Raw genomic sequence first — 20,068 nt, forward strand, 5'->3', positions numbered from 1 at the left:
GTATGTTTTTAATTGTTCGTCATTGTCTCTATTTGTATTTTTAATTATCTATAATCAATCAGTTATGAAGTTATTTTTGTTTCTGATTGGTTCTCTCATTTCCCCATTGTACTATCCTTACCTGACCCATTACCTGACCCAAAATGGGCATTGGGTCAGGTAACGCTTATCCTCAGAAAGGTAACCTCATGGCCGCTAATCTTACCGAGACTGCTATACGTGGATTGAAGACAAAAAGTACGTCGTACTACGTGTGGAGCAACAGTGCTCAACGTGGCACCGGCAGGCTTGGCGTTAAGGTTCAGCCTTCAGGCAGCAAAGTTTTTTATTTCCGTTATTACGTTGAGAAAGGGAAGAAAGAGAAGTTCATCCAGTTGGGCATCTGGCCTGAGATGAAGCTGGTGACGGCCAATGAGTTGGCGAAAAAGTATGGAGCCTGGCTTGTTGAAGGAAAAGAGCCCCAACAAGAGCTTGAGCAACAACGCCTGGCCGAAGAGCACCTTATGCAGATCCATCGCTCTCAAGGATCGTTTGATGAGCTGGTGCATGGCTACGTTAACAAGATGAAGCTCGACAATAAGCGGACCTGGGCTGATGTCCTGAAGCGTCTTGAAAAAGAGTGCTACACGGTTATCCCTCGAGAAACCAAAGCGAAAGATGTAACACCTCTGCAGATCAAAACCATCCTCTCAGGCATTATCCAGCGTGATGCGGTGGTGCATGCTAACCGGATTCGCTCGTATCTGATGGCAGCATTTAACTACGGCTTAAAAGCCGATAACGATCCGATGAATACCAGTGTGGGTATTACGTTCGGTCTTGAAGTAAATCCGGTATCGGCCATACCGAAACAGTCTTCGGCGGAAAAAGTGGGTGATACATGGTTAACGCTGGAAGAGCTACGTTTTGTCATGGAGCAGTTCGCTCAGGCAACTAACGTTGGGCCACTGATGCAGCACCTAATCCGCTTCTGTGTTTATGCTGGCGGGCAGCGTCCGTTTGAAATGATTGCCAGCCAGTGGAGCGCGATTGACTGGCAGCAAAAGACGCTCCTGGTAATTGCCGATGTATCGAAAAACAAACGGGAGCACCTGATCCCGCTGACTGAATCGGCATTAAGTGAATTAGCCTCAGTGAAAGAACTGACTAAGGAAAGTAACAGCCCCTATATCTTCCCGCTCTCGACCAACGGCGAACGACCGGTGCGTACCGATAGTCTGGCGCGTTCCATTATGTATTTTCGGGCCTTTAATCCCGAGTTTAAAGTTTTTACAGCACGAGATTTACGCCGCACTTGTAAAACGCTGATGGGGGAGGCGGGGATCAGCAAAGAGATCCGCGATCGTATCCAGAATCACGCTCTGAATGACGTCAGCTCGAAACACTATGACCGTTATGATTACTTGCCTGAAAAGCGCAGGGCGCTTGAGATTTGGGAAGATAGGGTCAACAACTATCAGCGACAGCAGGAAAACAACGTTGTGAACTTGTTTGGACGGAGGTAAGAGCTTGGCAAAATATGAGCTTAATTCAGCAGAAGAGCGGTATCAGCCGGGCTCTGGAGACCTGGTGCTGGCTAATAAGTTAGGGATCACTGATGAAGAGGAAATGGAGGCTCTGGAATCTGGCCTGTTGCTGATGCTTTATGAACTGCTATTTATCGAAGGTCAGCCGCCAACGGCGCTGGCTTTTGACCATATCAGTGGCTGGCATCGTCAATGGCTGGGGAACGTGTACGACTGGGCGGGGAGATTGCGTAATGCCAATTTAACTAAGGACGGTTTCCAGTTTGCTGCTGCCGACAGGATTCCGCTTCTTCTTGATGGTTTCGAGAAGCAATTTCTTTCTCGGTCTGGTGAACTGAAATCCCTAGCTCGCCCGGAGCTGGTTAGTTATCTGGCTGAATGCCACGTGGAGTTTATTTTGATCCACCCATTCAGAGAAGGTAACGGGCGTCTGTCGCGGCTACTTTGCGATGCACTGTCGGTTATGGCGGGGAAGGGCTTACTGGATTACAGCCTGTGGGATGAGCACAAGGCGTTTTACTTCAAGGCAATACAGGCAGGTGTATCAGGGAACTACAGCCCTATGAAGCAACTTGTGAGCGACATCTTGCCAGATTAACGGGCGAGGCCAACGGCTTTCGCCTGTGCCTGGTTTTTTTGAGTTGCTGCTCAATTTTTTGCACAGAAGCACCCGTTTCGATCGCGGTTGAGCTGGCAACGGCGCGGTAGATTTGAGTCTTGGTGATCTGACTATATGCTGTTTTTTTGTCATGGTGAAAGCCTCGTTTTGTTGCTCTGATTCTAGTGTGGATAGGGACTGCCCGCAAGGCTGGTATCAAGTGAGATAGCACGGTAAATGCCTGCATCGTTCACAGAGTAGCGCTGTACATAACTCGATTTGAGATGATGAAAAAACTGACTTGTCATTAAATAGCTTTTAAACTCATTGCGTTACCTTGATACAATCCGTTGTAATTGATAGGGTCAATTCATTGGTGGCGATAAATGACAAGTAACTCTGATTTTTTTGATGCTTCTGATCTGTTTAATATATCTGAACAATTCGATATCCCTGATATTTTTTGTCGTGCTGGCGAGTTCTCGAAAAATTTAATGTGAGCCTGGAAGATATTATATCTATATGGCTGGATGATAAAATAAGTCTTTATGTTAATCTTCGTTCAGAATACTGCCGAATAATTCGTTATGCGAATAAAAAAGAACATCGTTATGATACATTTGATATCAGAGCTGGAGGGGACTTTTATCAACATGAGAGCAGCTCTCAGTTTACAGTAAGAACATTTATACCTTGTGACCAGTCTGAAATAAATGAGTATCCAGTTTTTAGCGGTAGTTCATTTTTTAAATATGCCTATGATGGGTATGCCTGCGGCTTTTGGAAAATCAAACCTACCAAAATGACCCACTTGGTAAGAGATAATTATAACCTTAGGAATGCGAATGATGTTTGGGGGAGTATTCCTAGTGAGGTTATAGTGTATGGACGTGATGACAATGATCATCTAATTTTTAATAAGGATGATTTAATTTCTCACTCTGACTTGCAGATTGATAGCGCCAGCTATAAAAAACTTCTTAAATTAACTGCACCTCAAAGCAATGAGTTTGTTGCAATGGAGAGAAGTTACATTCAAAATGTTATTGTCATTCTTCTAATTAATAAATATTGTAAATCAAATAATGACAAGCTTTTGTTTTTAACCGCAGCGGATATATTGAATTTTTACAGGGAAAAACATTGCAAAGAAATTAAAAAAATAAGCCGCTCAAGCATCTCTCGATGGTTTAATGAGTTTACAAATGATGATGGTACTTTATCTGTTAAAATGAAAAATGGACGGTGGTCTTCTGAAAAAGACGAAGTTATATATCTGGTTGCTAAGGAGCACTGTTGGGATGAAAATCCTGATGTGATTCTGGAATTGCTAGTCAGCTCATTGTTAGATGAAGTTGAAAAATTAAATTTCCCTGGGGAAATTACTGGGTCACAATTAAAACACTATCTAAAAGATATCAAGTTACTTTCTGCTCAATAAGGTGCTCAATAAGGTGTTCATTGCGTGATAATGAAGTGAGCACCTATCTTCTTTATATTTTTATCTGAATCGTACAAACTGCTTCCACCAAAACAAAGGAGGCAATATGAATACAAAATCTATCATTCCAACCCCTGAACAACGACTGCAAATTCTGCATGTCTACGGTGAGAAAGGTGACCGTCTGGTGCGTGAAAAAGAGCGACAGTATATCACTTCGATTTCTCGCTCGACAGCCTGGAAGCTCGAAAAGGCTGGGAGGTTTCCTCAACGCAAATCACTTGGAGCTAAGTCGTGCGGGTGGTTGCTTAGCGATCTACTCTACTGGATTAATGAACGCTAAGAACCATGGTTTTTTTAGTATTTTTCATCTAATGGTTGGGAATGCATCTTGCTATTTCCACTATTAATAGCGGAATAGCAACTCAACCGGAGGTACTTTTTACATTAAATGATGATGAGGATTTATGTCGGGAGATCAAGAGTTCCCCATACATGTGTTCCCCGCGAGGGTGGGAAATGCAATTTATGAGATAGTACAACATACTCATGCACCGCTTCCCATGGTTGCAGCAGAGATGCTTGGCGTTATATCTCTTGCTTGTCAGAACAGAATTGATGTTTGTAGATTGAATAATCTGCGTAGCCCTACATCGCTGTTTATTGTGACAATCGCGGAATCTGGGGAACGGAAGAGCACGGTAAGTAAGTTGTTAATGAAGCCCATTTACCAACTAGAGGAACGGCTATTTGACCTATATAAACAAGAAATAATTAAGTGGCGGTATAACGTAAAGATTTTCAAGGCGGAAGAGAAAGCTTTGATGTCAAAACTGAAGTCAGAGATCCGTGGTGGCAAAGATCCAACCATAACACGTGAAAGTCTGAGTATGCTGCAAGATAGTTATCCTGTAGAGCCTGTCAGATATAAGTTGACGTTTAATGATACCACACCAGCGGCGATAAAAGAGTATCTCTGTGGTGACTGGCGATCAGTTGGCATTTTATCAGATGAGGCTGGGACCATATTTAATGGTTATGCATTAAATGAATTGCCGTTTGTAAACAAAATGTGGGATGGCGCAACCTATTCAGTCGAAAGGAAAAACGCACCTGAGAGGTTAATAAAAAATGCCAGATTGACATTATCCCTACAGGTTCAGTCTGTAGTTATCAATAGATATATTGAAAGAAAAGGGGATATAGCAAAAGGGATAGGATTTTTTGCTCGTACACTTATTTGTCGTCCCTTTTCAACACAAGGATATAGACAAATAACTAATCCTGTTGTCTCAAGTGAACATTTGCCTGTGTTCCATGAGCGATTAATGGAGATCGTCAATGAGAGTATCGAAAACAAAGATGAACGTATTTGCCTTCATTTCTCGCCAGAAGCAAGACAGAGATGGATTGCATTTTATAATCAAGTTGAAACAGAAATGCGGTTACTCGGGTTTCTTTCAGACTTTAAAGATTATGCATCTAAAATCGCTGAAAATATGGCAAGGATTGCTGCATTATTACACTATTTTAATGGTGATGAAGGGGATGTATCACTTACCGCTGTTGAAGCTGCTATAGAAATAAGTGCATGGTACGTAGATGAGTATATAAAATTATTTTCCAAACAACAGGAGCTAGATATGGTCAATACAGATGCAGATGAGCTTTATTGGTGGATAAAAGAATATTGCAATCAAAATCTTTTACCATATATGAGGAAGAATACCATACTGCAATATGGGCCTAACCGGTTCAGGGACCGCGGTAAAGTAAATGAATTATTAAGCACTCTTTATTCTCAAGGGAAGATAAAGGCTGCTAAAAAAGGAAAAACTATCTTTATACAGGCGATGGATACCTGGGGGTTTAATGAAGTAAAAAAATACCATCGATATACTTGCTTGTTCTAACTAATTGCAGAGTTATTTTGGAACTGCCACCGCAGGCAGGTGATAGCTTTTGCCTAAATTTAAATGTTGGAAAGGTAATATATATTTATTTGATAAATCACTCACAACATATCCCTGTGAATAGCAGGGATATTAAAATCAGAGATGTATGATGAAACTTTACCAAGGTACTCATGGCGATCATATTCTCGCTTACAGAGATAAAATTGCTCTGACAGTCAGTAATGCTATCAATCAGTTTCCACGTACTATGGCATTAAGAGCGGATCTTCATTACCCACCTATTTTAGATAATGGTGATACGGTATGCTGTTTTCCTAACCTTGAACCCGGTGCAATATCACGATTTCTGGATTCGATGAAAGCGATTTTGGAAGCACATGAACATCGCAGAAAGTTTGCTGGGATCAGAGTCAATAAGAACGTTGTACGTAATGTCTGGGCAAGAGAATACTCAAAGAATGGCAAATGCCATTTCCACATTTGCTTGTTCTTTAACAAAGATGCTTACTACCATCTGGGGCATCTCAAACATAGTGGTACACTTAGCAATCTGATAGTCAGGGCGTGGTATAGCGCTCTCGGCTTGGAACTTGAAGATTGTCGTGAAATTGTACATTTTCCGGACAATTGCAGGTATGTGCTCAACGTAAACGATCCTGATTTTGACATCATATACAATGAGTTGCTTGAACGACTGGATTACTTGACCAAGCTTGATACGAAGGTATTTGGTGAGGGAGATAGAAGTTTCGGGTGTAGTCGGGGATAATTTTTACTGCAATGGCCTTTCTTATGCGAGAAAGGCCAAATCAAACCAGATAACGTTAATTATTTAACTTATTCACTTACTGCAATCTGCGCTTCGGACAAAAATATAGCATCCAAAATTTTTGTAGATTGTAGTAGCTTGTCAAGAGCTGTTTGCAATGGAAAAAATACTTCATGTTCCACTGGAAACTCACCATGCTCTTTCCAGCACTCAGTGAGTAAATTAGGTTTAATCGTGACAGGTAGGAAATAGTTACCTTTCCCTTGTTCCAATAGCCCTAGTGTCTGCAGTTGCTCACGGTAGGATTGTTGAACATTACTCGCATAACTAAATAGCTGCGCCTAATACCGCTACACTTTTGCCTGACCATGTTTTCCTCCGGGGAATGGGCTGGCGGTTTCCATAAAATGGCGGACCTTTTTCAGTAACTGCCACATTGAGCGGCACTGATGATTACGGGTTATCGTGTCATGAAGTGCCTGCCATAGCCGTTCCACATGATTCACCCACGGCGAGTAAACCGGCTGGTAAATTACCCTGGGTAATGACTCCAACTTATTGATAGTGTTTTATGTTCAGATAATGCCCGATGACTTTGTCATGCAGCTCCACCGATTTTGAGAACGACAGCGACTTCCGTCCCAGCCGTGCCAGGTGCTGCCTCAGATTCAGGTTATGCCGCTCAATTCGCTGCGTATATCGCTTGCTGATTACGTGCAGCTTTCCCTTCAGGCGGGATTCATACAGCGGCCAGCCATCCGTCATCCATATCACCACGTCAAAGGGTGACAGCAGGCTCATAAGACGCCCCAGCGTCGCCATAGTGCGTTCACCGAATACGTGCGCAACAACCGTCTTCCGGAGCCTGTCATACGCGTAAAACAGCCAGCGCTGGCGCGATTTAGCCCCGACGTATCCCCACTGTTCGTCCATTTCCGCGCAGACGATGACGTCACTGCCCGGCTGTATGCGCGAGGTTACCGACTGCGGCCTGAGTTTTTTAAGTGACGTAAAATCGTGTTGAGGCCAACGCCCATAATGCGGGCGGTTGCCCGGCATCCAACGCCATTCATGGCCATATCAATGATTTTCTGGTGCGTACCGGGTTGAGAAGCGGTGTAAGTGAACTGCAGTTGCCATGTTTTACGGCAGTGAGAGCAGAGATAGCGCTGATGTCCGGCAGTGCTTTTGCCGTTACGCACCACCCCGTCAGTAGCTGAACAGGAGTGACAGCTGATAGAAACAGAAGCCACTGGAGCACCTCAAAAACACCATCATACACTAAATCAGTAAGTTGGCAGCATCACCGGCCAGACCTTATATATCAAGAAGATGGTGAGCGATAAAGTATTGTTTTCAAGTAATCATCTGTTGCAGTAAACTCAGGGAGTTGGCCACTCATGGCCTGTATTAGTGGAATAATCTTTGTCCTGACTCCCATCCCCCTGAAATCAACGTAACCATAATCACGTAAGACTTCCATAATAATCGTATTGCGTGGTGATCGCTGACCTGTAACCATCTTTTCAATCGACATCGAATTATTCAGCGCCCCTGGGCTAATAACTTCAAATCGATTGCTATACAAGCCAATCTCTATCTCAACAAAGCGTGTCCAGTCACGATGAGCCAGTGCATTTACAACAGTTTCGCGAATAGCTTCCAGTGGATAATACCAGGTTGTTTCCCGACGTAGATGCGTATCGGGTAGAGGGGCCTCTGAAGTGATAAAGGGCATGATAGTTGACATCAAACGCTCAATCAATCCACCATCGATCAAAGCCTTTCCGGCTTCCTCAGTATCAAAACGCCCAACCATTGGACCATCCAGAATATCATCGAGTAACGGTTGGTACTCCTTATCCTCGCTGGCAAACGCAAAGACTCGGATATCTGGTCGATGCGAGAGTTCAACCATTTTGATTTTGAACTCAACGGGATAATTAGGGCTTTTTTTACGCACTGTGGTTAATGATTTCATGGATAGTGTCCACCATATTTGGTGTCCACTATCCTCTCAGGAATTTCAGGATCTGCCAGACGGTGCTGAGACGACGCTTACGAATGTTATACCCCTGCTGCAGTGGAAAGACGTGGTGACAGATACCCCTTCCCCACATTCAGGCAGCAACTCTTTCATCAGTAGCAGGCGGGAATCAATATGAGCAGGATCGGTGTGGTTAAAACGATGAAGGAGCGATTTTGTCCGCAAAGAATCCGCTTTTATGGCGGGTTCAGCAGGGAAAAAGTAATCCCCATCTTTAAGACGGACACGTTCCACCCTGGTATCAGCGCAGGGCGGCAATTTATCATTCATTAATTCTGTTTCCTCCGTATGCAGCGTGGAGCCTTTCCTGTTACCGGTTTTATCCGGATGTATGCTGTCCCGTGAAGTGGCGGGCAAACTCACTTCTAAAAAATTACGGCCAGATCTTGTCATGCCTATCACAAAGTATCATAACCGAGCATTGTGTAAAGATGAAAACCGTCAAATTGAGCGCAATCGAGCTGCATGATATGATCAGAACCCTACTAAATCAGAAGTATTGGGTATGAGATTACTTTTGAGGAAGCACGTAAATGAAACGAGTGGTTCTGTTTTCATGTGGGAGCGCTTGTCGCTCCCTGAATAGTCCATGTGACAATGAAGATTAAACAGCATCATAACCAGCATGATGCCGTTGCATTTCTTGCATATCGGCAGACTACATCAGAACCCGGTAACCTTGGATGCTGGGATAATGGCAGAGAAGAGGCACTTACTGTATCTACGGTAAAAAGCGGTTTTGTCGATGAAGTTTTAAAGGAAACCCTCCAGAAACGCTGATGAAATTGCGCAGTTTCGCTGGCCTGATGCGACAACAACTCGCCAGTAGAATGGGTATTTCTTACAAATACCTGCGCAGCATAGAAGCAAACCCATCCAGAGCGAGCATTACTACACTTAACCATTATGCCAAGAAGTGTGGTGTTAAAAGCCCTTTGATTTATCTGTAAATAAGATAAAACATGATAATTTCATCAAGTTGCATGGTAATTTATCCAGGATCCATTTGTGTCCAGGACGTAAGTCTTCACAGCTGTCGATCAATTCTATTTCGTAAGGCGGCTCACGTTTTTATGCCCTGAGCAGTGCTTTTCCGGCTGGAACTTTCCCCCACTCATTCACTGTGATTTAATATGCTAAACCGGTTTAGTTAAGTTTAGCCTTGGAGGGTTTTAGCATGAAAGCAAAAGTTTGGGTTCTGGGCGACGCAGTGGTGGACCTGCTACCGGAGAGTGAAGGGCGCTTGCTACAGTGCCCTGGAGGCGCGCCGGCTAACGTGGCGGTAGGGGTTGCCCGCCTTGGCGGCAACAGCGGATTTATCGGCCGCGTCGGCGGTGACCCGTTTGGCCGCTACATGCGTCATACCCTGCAACAGGAGCAGGTCGACGTCAGCCATATGTATCTTGACGATCATCACCGCACGTCCACTGTGGTGGTCGACCTTGATGACCAAGGTGAACGCACCTTTACCTTTATGGTACGCCCCAGCGCTGACCTGTTCCTGGCTGAAGAAGACCTGCCACAGTTTGCCGCCGGACAGTGGTTGCACATCTGCTCCATCGCGCTCAGCGCCGAGCCCAGCCGCAGTGCTACCTTCGCGGCTATGGAGAACATCAAACGTGCCGGTGGCCGGGTGAGCTTTGACCCTAATATCCGCCTGGATCTCTGGCAAGATCAGAACCTGTTGCACGCCTGTCTCGACCGCGCCCTGCGTCTGGCGAACGTGGTGAAACTGTCCGAAGAAGAGCTGATACTCATCAGCGGGAGTAATGATATCGCGCAGGGGATCGCCAGCATCACTGAGCGTTATCAGCCTGAATTACTGCTGGTGACTCAGGGTAAAGCGGGCGTCATCGCCGCATTCCAGCAGCAGTTTATCCATTTCAGCGCTAAACCGGTTGTCAGCGTGGATACCACCGGTGCGGGCGATGCGTTTGTCGCCGGACTGCTTGCCAGCCTTGCTGCCAACGGGATGCCGGCGGATATCAATGCCCTGGAGCCAACGCTCGCTCTGGCGCAAACCTGCGGTGCCCTGGCAACCCTGGCGAAAGGCGCGATGACTGCCCTGCCATACCAGCGCGATCTACACCGCCAGATTTGATCCTAAATACCGTCGTACGCGGTCCACTTTGTTGCATCCATCACACTTATTAAACCGGTTTAGCAAAATCAATTTCAAAATGTTAAATGTCGTGCTTAACATTGCAACTAAACCGGTTTAGCAAAAACACACAATTTTTTATTTTCCTTTTGGGATGCAATCAATATGTTCAGAAAAAGCACACTCGCGGTTCTTATCGCTTTGCTAACCGGCGCCGCCTCAGCCCATGCACAAACGGATCTCAGCAGTATCGAAGCCCGTTTAATTGCGCTGGAAAAACGCTTACAGGATGCCGAAAACAGAGCGCAAACGGCAGAAACCCGCGCAGAGTCGGCAGAGAAGAAAGTACAGCAGCTCACGACACAGCAACAAAAAACCCAGGACAGCACTCAGGAAGTGGCTCAGCGTACCGCCAAACTGGAGAAAAAGCCGATGAGAAAAGCGGGTTTGAGTTCCACGGCTACGCCCGCTCCGGCGTGATAATGAATGACTCCGGCGCCAGCACCAAATCCGGAGCCTACATGACGCCAGCAGGGGAAACCGGTGGGGCTATTGGCCGCCTGGGAAACCAGGCCGATACCTATGTTGAAATGAATCTTGAACATAAGCAGACCCTGGATAACGGGGCAACGACCCGCTTCAAAGTCATGGTCGCCGACGGTCAAACCACTTATAACGACTGGACGGCGAGCACCAGTGATTTGAACGTGCGTCAGGCCTTTGTTGAACTGGGCAACTTGCCCACCTTCGACGGGCCGTTTAAAGGCTCCACCCTGTGGGCCGGGAAACGCTTTGACCGGGATAACTTTGACATTCACTGGATCGACTCGGATGTCGTGTTCCTCGCCGGTACCGGCGGCGGTATTTACGATGTCAGGTGGAACGACAGCGTTCGCAGCAACTTCTCTCTTTACGGGCGTAACTTCGGCGATATTGCTGATACCAGCAACAGTGTGCAGAACTACATCGTCAGCATGAACAATTTCATCGGGCCGGTGCAGATGATGGTCAGCGGGATGCGGGCAAAAGACAACGACGAACGCCAGGATACCAACGGTAATCCGGTCAAAGGCGATGCGGCAAATACCGGTGTACATGCGCTGCTCGGGTTGCACAACGACAGTTTTTACGGCCTGCGTGAAGGTGCCAGCAAAACCGCCCTGCTCTACGGTCACGGACTGGGTGCCGAAGTTAAAGGTGTCGGCTCTGACGGCGCGTTACGCTCGGGGGCTAACACCTGGCGCTTCGCCAGCTACGGCACCACGCCACTGAGCAAGAACTGGTTTATCGCCCCAGCGATACTGGCACAAACCAGTAAAGACCGTTATGTCGATGGCGACAGCTACCAGTGGGCAACCCTCAACATGCGTCTGATCCAGGAGATCAATCAAAACTTCGCCCTCGCTTATGAAGGCAGTTACCAGTATATGGATCTCAAACCTGAAGGTTATAACGATCGCCATGCGGTAAACGGCAGCTTCTACAAGCTCACCTTCGCCCCGACCTTTAAGGTTGGCGACATCGGCGATTTCTTCAGCCGTCCTGAAATCCGTCTTTACACCTCGTGGATGGACTGGAGCAAAAACTCAATAATTACGCCAGCGATGACGCGCTGGGCAGCAGTGGTTTTAAATCGGGCGGCGAATGGTCGTTCGGGATGCAGATGGAAACCTGGTTTTGATGGTTAACACCTGGCGACAGTAACCGCCGGGGCGACAAAATACGTTTCGTCGCCCCGGACACAATAACAACGAAGAGAATGCGCTCCGGCTACCACGGGACGACAACTCGAAAATCAATACGCATTCAGAGGGTACTATGGATTTTGAACAGATTTCCCGCTCGCTACTTCCGCTTCTGGGAGGCAAGGAAAATATCGCCAGCGCCGCGCACTGTGCCACACGCCTGCGCCTGGTGCTGGTCGATGACTCACTGGCCGATCAGCAGGCCATCGGCAAAATTGATGGGGTGAAGGGCTGTTTCCGTAACGCCGGACAGATGCAGATTATCTTCGGCACCGGGGTGGTGAACAAAGTCTACGCCGCCTTTATCCAGGCGGCAGGGATTGGCGAATCCAGCAAATCGGAAGCTGCCGACATTGCGGCGAAAAAACTGAATCCTTTCCAGCGCATTGCCCGCCTGTTGTCGAACATCTTTGTGCCGATCATCCCGGCTATCGTCGCCTCCGGCCTGTTGATGGGCCTTCTGGGGATGGTTAAAACGTACGGCTGGGTCGACCCGGGTAACGCCATCTACATCATGCTGGATATGTGCAGCTCAGCGGCGTTTATTATTCTGCCGATCCTGATTGGCTTCACCGCCGCCCGCGAGTTCGGTGGTAATCCTTATCTTGGCGCGACGCTTGGCGGCATCCTGACTCACCCGGCGCTCACCAACGCCTGGGGTGTGGCCGCCGGTTTCCACACCATGAACTTCTTCGGCCTTGAGATTGCCATGATCGGCTATCAGGGCACGGTGTTCCCGGTGCTGCTGGCGGTGTGGTTTATGAGCATCGTTGAGAAACAGCTGCGTCGCGTGATCCCCGATGCACTGGATCTGATCCTGACGCCGTTCCTGACGGTGATCATTTCCGGTTTTATCGCCCTGCTGATTATCGGCCCGGCTGGTCGCGCGCTTGGCGACGGTATTTCGTTTGTCCTTAGCACCCTGATTACCCACGCCGGTTGGCTGGCCGGACTGCTGTTTGGCGGTCTCTATTCGGTTATCGTCATTACCGGTATTCACCACAGCTTCCACGCCATCGAAGCGGGACTGCTGGGCAACCCATCCATCGGCGTCAACTTCCTGCTGCCGATTTGGGCGATGGCCAACGTCGCTCAGGGCGGTGCTTGTCTGGCGGTGTGGTTCAAAACGAAAGATGCCAAAATCAAAGCCATTACCCTGCCCTCGGCGTTTTCTGCCATGCTCGGCATCACCGAAGCGGCGATTTTTGGTATTAACTTACGCTTTGTAAAACCGTTTATCGCAGCCCTGATTGGCGGCGCGGTGGGCGGCGCGTGGGTGGTATCCATGCATGTTTACATGACCGCGGTGGGCCTGACGGCTATCCCTGGCATGGCTATCGTGCAGGCCAGCTCGCTGCTGAACTACATTATCGGGATGGTTATCGCCTTTGGCGTCGCCTTTGTCGTCTCCCTGGTACTGAAATACAAAACGGACGCTGAATAATGTCACATCCATCACGCCTGCCTGCGATTTTGCAGGCTGTTATGCAGGGCCAGCCGCGCGCGCTGGCCGACAGCCACTATCCCCGCTGGCACCATGCGCCGGTGACCGGGCTGATGAACGATCCCAACGGCTTTATTGAATTTGCCGGACGTTATCACCTGTTTTATCAGTGGAACCCGCTCGCCTGCGATCATAAGTTCAAGTGCTGGGGGCACTGGAGCTCTGCCGACCTGCTGCACTGGCAACATGAGCCGATCGCGCTCATGCCGGATGAAGAGTATGACCGCAACGGCTGCTACTCCGGAAGCGCCGTGGATAGTCAGGGCACGCTCACCCTGTGCTATACCGGCAACGTAAAATTTGACGACGGCAGCCGAACCGCGTGGCAGTGCCTGGCGACGGAAAATGCCGACGGCACGTTTACCAAACTCGGCCCGGTATTACCGCTGCCGGAGGGCTATACCGGCCACGTGCGTGACCCGAAAGTCTGGCAGCACGAAGGTCGCTGGTACATGGTGCTGGGCGCACAGGATTTGCAAAAGCGTGGCAAGGTGTTGTTATTCAGCTCAGCGGACCTTCATGAGTGGACGAGTCAGGGCGAAATCGCCGGTTATGGCATCAATGGCCTGGACGACGCGGGCTATATGTGGGAATGCCCGGACCTGTTTGCCCTCGGCGACCAGCATGTCCTGATTTGCTGCCCGCAGGGCGTGCCTCGTGAGAAAGAGCGCTATCTCAACACCTACCCGGCAGTGTGGATGAGCGGCGATTTCGACTACCACCGCGCGGCCTTCGGGCATGGCGAACTGCACGAATTGGACGCAGGGTTTGAGTTCTACGCCCCGCAAACCATGCTTACCAGTGATGGCCGCCGTCTGCTGGTCGGCTGGATGGGCGTGCCGGAGGGCGAAGAGATGCTTCAACCGACCCTCACCAACGGCTGGATCCATCAGATGACCTGCCTGCGTGAGCTGGAGTTTATCGATGGTCAGCTATACCAACGTCCTCTACGAGAGCTGAGCGCCCTGCGCGGCGAAGCGCACGGCTGGGCAGGGAACTCCCTGCCGCTGGCACCGATGGAAATCGTTCTACAAACCACTGGGGACGATATTTTGAGCCTCGATTTTGACGGCGCATTAATCCTTGAACGCGATGCCAGCGGGATCCGCCTGGCCCGACCCAGTCTGGCCAGCGACGAGAAGCATTATCGTTACTGGCGCGGAGACGTCCGCTCGCTGCATATTTTCATCGACCAGTCTAGCGTGGAGATTTTCATCAACGGCGGCGAAGGAGTGATGAGCTGCCGCTACTTCCCGGCCTGTTCAGGGCAGCTAATGTTCTCTGGCATCACACCGGACGCATTCTGCTACTGGCCGCTGCGAACTTGCATGGTAGAATAAGCGTTTTGCCTCAAGCTCATGGCGTCGTAATGAAAACTAAACGCGTAACCATTAAAGATATCGCCGAACAGGCTGGCGTCTCAAAAGCGACCGCCAGCCTAGTACTGAACGGTCGTGGTAAGGAGCTGCGTGTGGCGCAGGAAACGCGTGAGCGAGTACTGGCGATTGCCCGTGAGCAGCACTATCAGCCAAGCATTCACGCCCGCTCGCTGCGCGACAACCGCAGCCACACCATCGGACTGGTGGTGCCGGAGATCACCAACCACGGCTTTGCGGTCTTTTCACATGAGCTGGAAATGCTGTGCCGCGAAGCAGGCGTCCAGCTATTGATCTCTTGTACTGATGAAAACCCCGGTCAGGAGAGCGTGGTGGTCAATAACATGATTTCCCGCCAGGTTGACGGTCTGATCGTCGCTTCATGTATGCACAACGATGCCGACTATCTTAAGCTCAGCCAACAACTGCCAGTAGTGCTGTTTGACCGTTGTCCTAATGAAAGCCTGCTGCCGCTGGTGATGACTGATTCGATTACCCCAACGGCGGAACTGATTTCCCGCATTGCACCTAAGCATAGCGATGAGTTCTGGTTTTTAGGCGGTCAGTCGCGTCTGTCGCCTTCACGCGATCGTCTGACCGGCTTCACGCAGGGTTTGGCTCAGGCGGGTATTGCACTGCGCCCGGAATGGGTGATTAACGGTAACTACCACCCGAGCTCAGGCTATGAGATGTTCGCCGCACTCTGCGCGCGACTTGGGCGGCCGCCTAAGGCGCTGTTCACTGCCGCCTGTGGACTGCTCGAAGGGGTACTGCGCTATATGAGCCAGCACCATTTACTCGACTCAGATATCCATCTGACGAGCTTTGACGATCACTATCTTTATGATTCGCTGTCGCTGCGTATCGATACCGTACAGCAGGATAACCGCCAGTTGGCCTGGCACTGCTATGATCTGATAAGCCAATTGATCGAGGGCGATACGCCCGAAACGCTACAACGCTACCTGCCCGCAACGCTGCAGTTTAGGCATCAGTAATAACTGAGCATTTTTGAATACCCTACGTGTGCTTCCGGTGAACTCACATTGACAGGTCGCTGAGACCTGTATCAGGTTTTCGGGGAGGCGTTCGTCAGGTGGTGAAGTACTGAGTAAGGTTTTTCGCGCCTGTAGCGCAGGAACTGAGTCAGGTGTGTGGTCGCTCTGAAGCCATGTGCTATGCGGGGTGTCGCTATTTACGTTGTCAGGTACGCATGTCCTTAGTGCGGACATCGGGAGCTTTCTGTCAGACGTTGTCCCCGAAGCTGAACCCTGGCAGAGGCAGTAACGCGTCCAGCTCTTCTTCCGGCCAGCCCGGTAACCGTTGCAGAACATCCGTCAGCCAGGCATGTGGATCAAGGCCATTCATTTTCGCCGTTTCCAGCAGACTCATTATTCTGGCTGCGCGCTCGCCCGCCACAGCCGAACCAGCGAAGAGCCAGTTTGAACGCCCCATCACCACCGGCCTGATGGTTCTCTCGCAGCGATTGTTGTCCAGTGGCAACGCGCCATCCTCCAGGAAGCAGCTGAGGGCAACCCGTCGTTTCAGCGCATACGCGATCGCTTTTCCCAGCGCTGAGTTCTCCGGGCATGCATTTTTCTGCTGCTCCAGCCATTGCCACAACTTTTCCAGCACCGGGCGTGCATAGCGCTGCCGCCACTGCCGGATCTTTTCCACTGGCCTGTGGCGGATCTTCTTTCCAGCCGGTACAGCCCGGCGATCTGCCTGACGGCCATTTCGGCCCGGGGATCTTTACTCGCTTTATAAAGGTCGGCGAAGTTTCTGCGGGCATGTGCCCAGCACCCCGTCAGCACGACCCCTTTGTTCTGCCCGGCCAGCGTTTCATACGCCGGATATCCGTCAACCACCAGGTTTCCGGCCCAGTCTTTCAGGTATTCCGCCACGTATCTGCTGCTCCGGCCAGGCTGACTGTCGAAGCAGACGATAGCTGGGCCACTTTTTCACCGCTGACATAAGCCCACAGATAGCCGGCGCGGGCTTTGCCGCCCTTTCTTGTGTCCAGGATTTGCAGAGGCGTTTCATCAGCATGCAGCACATCGCGTGTCAGCAGTATCCGGTGCAGTGATTCTGCCAGTGGCATCAGCGCTACCCCCGCACGGCCGACCATATCGGCCATCGTGCTGACGGGAAGATGGATATCTGAACGTGCCAGAACCGGCTGCTGGCGGTACAGAGGCATATGGTCGCAGTGCTTGCTGATCACTACCTGGGCGATGAGTGACGGCTCTGCGACACCTTTTGGGATAATGTGTGCAGGCATATCACCGCTGACCACCCGCTGGCAACAGGTGCAGCCATACTGCGGACGAACGTACCGGTTAACCACGACGCGGGCCGGGATATATTCCAGCTTTTCGCTCACTTCATCACGGATGTGGCGCAGTGCGCCCTGACAGTCAGGGCAGCTTTCGGTTGAGGCCGGTTCGATGGTCTTTGTGACACGCGGAAGATGAGCCGGGAGAGGTTTTCGCGCCGGGCGCTCCAGGGCTTCTTTTTCTTCGGCCGGGAGCAGTGTGTCCAGTTGCGCTTCAACAGCAGCGATATCCGCATCCATATCCTCTTCGAACAGGGAGCGTTGCATGCCGGCCAGTGTTTCGCCCTTTTTACCGAACCGTTGCTGGCGTGCCAGTTTCAGCGCTTCTTCCAGCAGAAGGATGCGTTGCTGAAGAGAGATATTCTGCTGCTGGAGTTTTTCTTGTTTTTCAGCGTTCTCAGACACGGCATTTTGCACCATGGCAAGTGCCAGAGTGCGAAGCTGTTCGATGTCGTTTGTGGTAGAGAGAACGGAGATATCCATGCGGGCTATTATACCGTACCCGGCATGGATAATCATTATTGTTCATAAGGTTATGGCGGGTTTTGATACAGATTCAGATGAGTTCCGGAAGACCCACTTTGCGAGGTCGTGGCCTTTTACCTGTTGCCAGTCAACGCCGCTGATAAGCCAGCTGAACTCATCGGGTGTCAGGCGCCAGGCGGCATCATTTGCCCGGGGCCAGCGGAAGTGGCCTTTGTGCAGGCGACGAACACACAGCCAGACACCATGTTTATCCCAGCGTAGCACTTTGATGCGCGAACGGGCTTTATTGGTGAAGACAAAGGCAGCCCCCTCATGCCAGGACGATTTGAGTTCATCCTGGACGTACTGCGTCAGCGTGTCGATGCCACGCCGCATATCAACGGGTTGAACGGCGAGGAAGACGTTTTCAGGTGTCAGCATATTTGAGGGCCCTGAAGACATCAGTCAGTTGTGAAGGATGGCAGCACATGCGTATTCCTCCGGGGAGAAAGAGGGTTACGGGCTCATTTACCTCAGGTAAAGAGGGTTCAGCAGGCGGGGTAGCTTCAGTGATATGTACGGGCAGCACAGCGGGTTCGCTGGCGCGTCGTTCGGCCTTTGCGACATCCTGCGGCCATTCACGAAAGGAAGTAAAGGGAATGTCGTTAAGTTCGCAGTACTGCTGGCGGGTAAGCCCACTGGCCCGCCAACTGGCGACATGTTGCTTTTTCTGTTCAATGAACCATCGCTGTCTCATCAGCAAATATCCTTCATCAGTGGAAGATGACGCTGATATTACCTGCTGAAATAATTAAGAAAATATGAGTTCACCGGATGCTTACTACCCTACAGAGGTGAAATCTGGTGCGAATCCAACAATTAAAAATCAATATTTGTAGTGATGTGATGCGGAAAGGTCTTCACTGCATCAGTAATCACACCAATCGGGTTAAACGGCAAACTGAGTGGTGGTAAAGACTGACACCGGCATTATTACTGTCACTGTGGAACATCACTCCGGCGGGTTTACCGCAAGCTTCCCACGCAATTTCCAGCGCTTTGATGTCAGCTTGCTGTCCGGTGAGAATGACATTGCCCAACCCTCAGGTTTCCTTGCGAACAGATCGAGAACAACAGCAAGGTAAGCCCAACGCTTGCCTGTCCAGAGTAGAGTAAGAGGCAGGGCGTAGTCGGACTATTTCCCTGCCTCTCCTCCCCGAACCGGACGTGCACCTTTCAGCGCATCCGGCTCTCCATTTAAATGCTGGCGAACGCCATTGCCACTTCTGTAAAGCGCGATGTATACGTGTTTCTGGTCTCCGTCCTCAGATAGGGATTACCTTCGGGTAGCCGCCAGCGGAACAGCTTCTTGCCTTGCCCCACCAACCGGTACAGTATTTCGCCGCTGAGCTTGCCGTGATTGGTTTTACCAAATAAAACCCACGTTTTGCTCTGACCCGGTTTCGGTGATTTACACCACCACCTCATCAGGGAAGCGATACCTGTACGGTATTTGCGGGCCAGCCAGTGAGCCAGCTTCCAGAACACGACACGGTCGATATAACTGAAGACTTTGGCCTTAAAATCAACGAACTGATAGAACATGGCCCAGCCTTTCAGTTTTCGGTTGAGTTGTTCAGCCATATCGACTTTGCTTTCACTGTAGTTGTGCGGCTTTCCCTGATACCAGCTGCCCGCTGGCGATATTGTCACTCATGGCGCTTACTGGCTGCTGATATCAAAAACCGGTGTTTCTCCGGCGATGACCGGGCCGGAGAACAGGGTTATCTCCTGGACACGGTCAGAGTCCGCCACAATCACCGGTGTCAGCGTGGACTGTGCTTTCTGCTGAAGTAACGCAAGGTCAAACCCGATGACGGGGTCACCGGTGCTGATCAGCTGGCCTTCCTGGGCAATACGCCGGAAACCCTCTCCCCTGAGGTCAACTGTGTTAATACCGAAGTGCACGAACAGTTCAGTGCCACTGTCGGTGCGGATGGAAAACGCGTGGTTTGTCTCCAGTATTTTACCGATAGTGCCGCTGACAGGAGCCATCAAGGTATCGCCGCCGGAAGGACGGATAGCAATACCATCCCCCACTATTTTCCCGGCAAACACAGCATCCGGAACCGTGTCCAGAGGGACAATTTCACCGGACAGCGGTGCCATCACGCTGGTGACTTCCGCCGGTTTCTCATTTTCACTTATCAGTTGTTTAATCCTGCCCAGTAATCCCATTGTGCTT

The 20,068-nt window shown here is 50.0% G+C and carries 17 protein-coding genes and 6 pseudogenes; 12 read left to right on the top strand and 11 right to left on the bottom strand.

The window, feature by feature from the left end; all coding sequences use genetic code 11:
- The first annotated feature begins 188 nt into the window (after window positions 1-188).
- Complete coding sequence (locus NMD08_RS03710) at window positions 189-1,505, top strand: site-specific integrase (protein ID WP_106105420.1); 1,317 nt, start codon at window positions 189-191, stop codon at window positions 1,503-1,505.
- Between the two features lie 4 nt (window positions 1,506-1,509).
- On the top strand, window positions 1,510-2,124 hold the full coding sequence (locus NMD08_RS03715; RefSeq protein WP_181544015.1) for a Fic family protein: 615 nt from the start codon (window positions 1,510-1,512) through the stop codon (window positions 2,122-2,124).
- Here NMD08_RS03715 and NMD08_RS03720 read toward each other — a convergent pair.
- A pseudogene (locus tag NMD08_RS03720) lies at window positions 2,121-2,305 on the bottom strand (hypothetical protein). The gene NMD08_RS03715 and the pseudogene NMD08_RS03720 sit on opposite strands and share 4 nt — an antisense overlap.
- Window positions 2,306-2,620: 315 nt before the next feature.
- On the opposite strand from NMD08_RS03720, the gene NMD08_RS03725 reads away from it, so the two are divergent.
- The 4 genes from NMD08_RS03725 to NMD08_RS03740 all read left to right on the top strand — a co-directional run bounded on the left by NMD08_RS03725 (window position 2,621) and on the right by NMD08_RS03740 (window position 6,250).
- Window positions 2,621-3,565 (top strand): hypothetical protein, encoded by a 945-nt coding sequence (locus tag NMD08_RS03725; RefSeq protein WP_370619560.1) that lies wholly within the window; start codon window positions 2,621-2,623, stop codon window positions 3,563-3,565.
- A 106-nt stretch (window positions 3,566-3,671) separates the two neighbouring features.
- Window positions 3,672-3,908 (top strand): AlpA family transcriptional regulator, encoded by a 237-nt coding sequence (locus NMD08_RS03730; RefSeq protein ID WP_106105423.1) that lies wholly within the window; start codon window positions 3,672-3,674, stop codon window positions 3,906-3,908.
- Window positions 3,909-4,032: 124 nt separating this feature from the next.
- Window positions 4,033-5,478, top strand: a complete 1,446-nt coding sequence (locus NMD08_RS03735) for a YfjI family protein (RefSeq protein ID WP_370619519.1) — start codon at window positions 4,033-4,035, stop codon at window positions 5,476-5,478.
- Window positions 5,479-5,629: 151 nt separating this feature from the next.
- A complete protein-coding gene (locus NMD08_RS03740; RefSeq protein ID WP_025798974.1) occupies window positions 5,630-6,250 on the top strand; it encodes an inovirus Gp2 family protein in 621 nt (206 codons plus the stop codon).
- 350 nt (window positions 6,251-6,600) lie between these two features.
- Here NMD08_RS03740 and NMD08_RS03745 read toward each other — a convergent pair.
- The 4 genes and pseudogenes from NMD08_RS03745 to NMD08_RS03760 all read right to left on the bottom strand — a co-directional run.
- Window positions 6,601-6,789: pseudogene (locus tag NMD08_RS03745) on the bottom strand (IS630 family transposase); the annotation flags it as partial.
- A gap of 16 nt (window positions 6,790-6,805) precedes the next feature.
- Window positions 6,806-7,503 (bottom strand): IS1-like element IS1A family transposase gene (locus NMD08_RS03750; protein WP_319161863.1). Its coding sequence is split into 2 segments (ribosomal slippage): window positions 6,806-7,254 and window positions 7,254-7,503, totalling 699 coding nucleotides; the frame shifts between segments, so codons are not numbered across the junction.
- Window positions 7,504-7,574: 71 nt separating this feature from the next.
- A complete protein-coding gene (locus NMD08_RS03755) occupies window positions 7,575-8,231 on the bottom strand; it encodes an ATP-binding protein (RefSeq protein ID WP_101701271.1) in 657 nt (218 codons plus the stop codon).
- A 45-nt stretch (window positions 8,232-8,276) separates the two neighbouring features.
- On the bottom strand, window positions 8,277-8,690 hold the full coding sequence (locus NMD08_RS03760; RefSeq protein ID WP_370619562.1) for a maltose acetyltransferase domain-containing protein: 414 nt from the start codon (window positions 8,688-8,690) through the stop codon (window positions 8,277-8,279).
- A 413-nt stretch (window positions 8,691-9,103) separates the two neighbouring features.
- Here NMD08_RS03760 and NMD08_RS03765 point away from each other — a divergent pair, with 413 nt between their 5' ends.
- The 6 genes and pseudogenes from NMD08_RS03765 to NMD08_RS03790 all read left to right on the top strand — a co-directional run bounded on the left by NMD08_RS03765 (window position 9,104) and on the right by NMD08_RS03790 (window position 16,021).
- Window positions 9,104-9,247, top strand: coding sequence for a helix-turn-helix transcriptional regulator (locus tag NMD08_RS03765; protein WP_223870241.1), 144 nt, complete (start codon window positions 9,104-9,106; stop codon window positions 9,245-9,247).
- A gap of 227 nt (window positions 9,248-9,474) precedes the next feature.
- A complete protein-coding gene (locus NMD08_RS03770; protein WP_003029584.1) occupies window positions 9,475-10,398 on the top strand; it encodes an aminoimidazole riboside kinase in 924 nt (307 codons plus the stop codon).
- 165 nt (window positions 10,399-10,563) lie between these two features.
- A pseudogene (locus tag NMD08_RS03775) lies at window positions 10,564-12,079 on the top strand (carbohydrate porin).
- A gap of 137 nt (window positions 12,080-12,216) precedes the next feature.
- Entirely contained in the window at window positions 12,217-13,587 is a 1,371-nt protein-coding gene (locus NMD08_RS03780; protein WP_000345204.1) for a sucrose-specific PTS transporter subunit IIBC, read from the top strand.
- Window positions 13,587-14,987 carry a sucrose-6-phosphate hydrolase gene (locus NMD08_RS03785; RefSeq protein ID WP_032180917.1) on the top strand — a complete coding sequence of 467 codons (1,401 nt, stop codon included), beginning with the start codon at window positions 13,587-13,589 and terminating at the stop codon, window positions 14,985-14,987. The genes NMD08_RS03780 and NMD08_RS03785 overlap by 1 nt, the downstream gene beginning before the upstream one ends.
- A 29-nt stretch (window positions 14,988-15,016) precedes the next feature.
- Complete coding sequence (locus NMD08_RS03790) at window positions 15,017-16,021, top strand: LacI family DNA-binding transcriptional regulator (RefSeq protein ID WP_003029591.1); 1,005 nt, start codon at window positions 15,017-15,019, stop codon at window positions 16,019-16,021.
- A 247-nt stretch (window positions 16,022-16,268) separates the two neighbouring features.
- Here the strand turns inward: NMD08_RS03790 and NMD08_RS03795 are convergent.
- The 6 genes and pseudogenes from NMD08_RS03795 to crr all read right to left on the bottom strand — a co-directional run bounded on the left by NMD08_RS03795 (window position 16,269) and on the right by crr (window position 20,061).
- Window positions 16,269-17,877, bottom strand: a pseudogene (locus NMD08_RS03795) (IS66 family transposase).
- Between the two features lie 6 nt (window positions 17,878-17,883).
- On the bottom strand, window positions 17,884-18,264 hold the full coding sequence (gene tnpB / locus NMD08_RS03800; protein WP_370619524.1) for an IS66 family insertion sequence element accessory protein TnpB: 381 nt from the start codon (window positions 18,262-18,264) through the stop codon (window positions 17,884-17,886).
- Window positions 18,251-18,583, bottom strand: coding sequence for an IS66 family insertion sequence element accessory protein TnpB (locus NMD08_RS03805; RefSeq protein ID WP_370620199.1), 333 nt, complete (start codon window positions 18,581-18,583; stop codon window positions 18,251-18,253). The genes tnpB and NMD08_RS03805 overlap by 14 nt, the downstream gene beginning before the upstream one ends.
- Window positions 18,584-18,812: 229 nt before the next feature.
- Window positions 18,813-19,000: pseudogene (locus NMD08_RS03810) on the bottom strand (DDE-type integrase/transposase/recombinase); the annotation flags it as partial.
- Between the two features lie 80 nt (window positions 19,001-19,080).
- Window positions 19,081-19,491: pseudogene (locus NMD08_RS03815) on the bottom strand (group II intron maturase-specific domain-containing protein); the annotation flags it as partial.
- Between the two features lie 54 nt (window positions 19,492-19,545).
- On the bottom strand, window positions 19,546-20,061 hold the full coding sequence (gene crr, locus NMD08_RS03820; RefSeq protein ID WP_115799780.1) for a PTS glucose transporter subunit IIA: 516 nt from the start codon (window positions 20,059-20,061) through the stop codon (window positions 19,546-19,548).
- Window positions 20,062-20,068: the final 7 nt, after the last annotated feature.

The organism is Citrobacter meridianamericanus (assembly GCF_041320245.1).
GTDB lineage: Bacteria > Pseudomonadota > Gammaproteobacteria > Enterobacterales > Enterobacteriaceae > Citrobacter > Citrobacter meridianamericanus.

Coding starts and splice junctions, on each gene's coding strand:
- tnpB (WP_370619524.1), bottom strand. CDS start 18,264: ATGCTGACACCTGAAAACGTCTTCCTCGCCGTTCAACCCGTTGATATG.
- crr (WP_115799780.1), bottom strand. CDS start 20,061: ATGGGATTACTGGGCAGGATTAAACAACTGATAAGTGAAAATGAGAAA.
- NMD08_RS03770 (WP_003029584.1), top strand. CDS start 9,475: ATGAAAGCAAAAGTTTGGGTTCTGGGCGACGCAGTGGTGGACCTGCTA.
- NMD08_RS03760 (WP_370619562.1), bottom strand. CDS start 8,690: ATGACAAGATCTGGCCGTAATTTTTTAGAAGTGAGTTTGCCCGCCACT.
- NMD08_RS03710 (WP_106105420.1), top strand. CDS start 189: ATGGCCGCTAATCTTACCGAGACTGCTATACGTGGATTGAAGACAAAA.
- NMD08_RS03785 (WP_032180917.1), top strand. CDS start 13,587: ATGTCACATCCATCACGCCTGCCTGCGATTTTGCAGGCTGTTATGCAG.
- NMD08_RS03740 (WP_025798974.1), top strand. CDS start 5,630: ATGAAACTTTACCAAGGTACTCATGGCGATCATATTCTCGCTTACAGA.
- NMD08_RS03730 (WP_106105423.1), top strand. CDS start 3,672: ATGAATACAAAATCTATCATTCCAACCCCTGAACAACGACTGCAAATT.
- NMD08_RS03755 (WP_101701271.1), bottom strand. CDS start 8,231: ATGAAATCATTAACCACAGTGCGTAAAAAAAGCCCTAATTATCCCGTT.
- NMD08_RS03790 (WP_003029591.1), top strand. CDS start 15,017: ATGAAAACTAAACGCGTAACCATTAAAGATATCGCCGAACAGGCTGGC.
- NMD08_RS03780 (WP_000345204.1), top strand. CDS start 12,217: ATGGATTTTGAACAGATTTCCCGCTCGCTACTTCCGCTTCTGGGAGGC.
- NMD08_RS03765 (WP_223870241.1), top strand. CDS start 9,104: ATGCGACAACAACTCGCCAGTAGAATGGGTATTTCTTACAAATACCTG.
- NMD08_RS03735 (WP_370619519.1), top strand. CDS start 4,033: ATGTCGGGAGATCAAGAGTTCCCCATACATGTGTTCCCCGCGAGGGTG.